Annotated in this window: 1 tRNA gene and 2 rRNA genes; all 3 read right to left on the reverse strand. The window is 50.7% G+C overall.

Annotation, left to right across the window (positions count from 1 at the left end):
* Positions 1–637, reverse strand: a 23S ribosomal RNA gene (locus tag ABIE11_RS21780); the annotation flags it as partial.
* A gap of 219 nt (positions 638–856) precedes the next feature.
* Positions 857–932, reverse strand: a tRNA-Glu gene (locus tag ABIE11_RS21785).
* A gap of 85 nt (positions 933–1,017) precedes the next feature.
* Positions 1,018–1,087: ribosomal RNA gene (locus ABIE11_RS21790) — 16S ribosomal RNA — on the reverse strand; the annotation flags it as partial.

Below are 1,087 nucleotides of genomic sequence, written 5' to 3' on the forward strand. Positions count from 1 at the left end.
ACTCGGTTTCCCTTCGGCTCCCCTATACGGTTAACCTTGCTACAGAATATAAGTCGCTGACCCATTATACAAAAGGTACGCAGTCACCCCATAAAGAGGCTCCCACTGCTTGTACGTACACGGTTTCAGGTTCTTTTTCACTCCCCTCGCCGGGGTTCTTTTCGCCTTTCCCTCACGGTACTGGTTCACTATCGGTCAGTCAGGAGTATTTAGCCTTGGAGGATGGTCCCCCCATATTCAGACAGGATACCACGTGTCCCGCCCTACTCTTCGAGTTCACAGCGTGTGCATTTTTGTGTACGGGGCTGTCACCCTGTATCGCCGGACTTTCCAGACCGTTCCACTAACACACGCGCTGATTCAGACTCTGGGCTCCTCCCCGTTCGCTCGCCGCTACTGGGGGAATCTCGGTTGATTTCTTTTCCTCGGGGTACTTAGATGTTTCAGTTCCCCCGGTTCGCCTCATGCCACTATGTATTCATGACATGATAGTGTGTCGGAACACACTGGGTTTCCCCATTCGGGTATCGCCGGGTCAAAGGTTCATATCACCTCGCCGACGCTTATCGCAGATTAGCACGCCCTTCATCGCCTCTGACTGCCAGGGCATCCACCGTGTACGCTTAGTCGCTTAACCTCACAACCCGAAGATGTTTCGTAAAACATCATCGTGTCGCGAAAATTTGAGAGACTCGAACACACCGTCACTCTGTTCTTATTACGGAGAACAGACGCAGCGTGTCGTTTCAATTTTCAGCTTGATCCAGATTTTTAAAGAGCAAATATCTCAAACATGATTCCTGAGAATCAGTTTTGAGATATTAAGGCAGGTGACTTTCACTCACAAACCAGCAAGTGGCGTCCCCTAGGGGATTCGAACCCCTGTTACCGCCGTGAAAGGGCGGTGTCCTGGGCCTCTAGACGAAGGGGACACTGAAGTCTCAATCGCAAGACGCCTTGCTATTTACTTTTCATCAGACAATCTGTGTGGACACTACAAAGGCAGGTTCTTTCAGGTAAGGAGGTGATCCAACCGCAGGTTCCCCTACGGTTACCTTGTTACGACTTCACCCCAGTCATGAATCAC

Origin of the sequence: Lelliottia sp. 489, assembly GCF_050435885.1 — a bacterium.
Lineage (GTDB): Bacteria > Pseudomonadota > Gammaproteobacteria > Enterobacterales > Enterobacteriaceae > Enterobacter > Enterobacter nimipressuralis.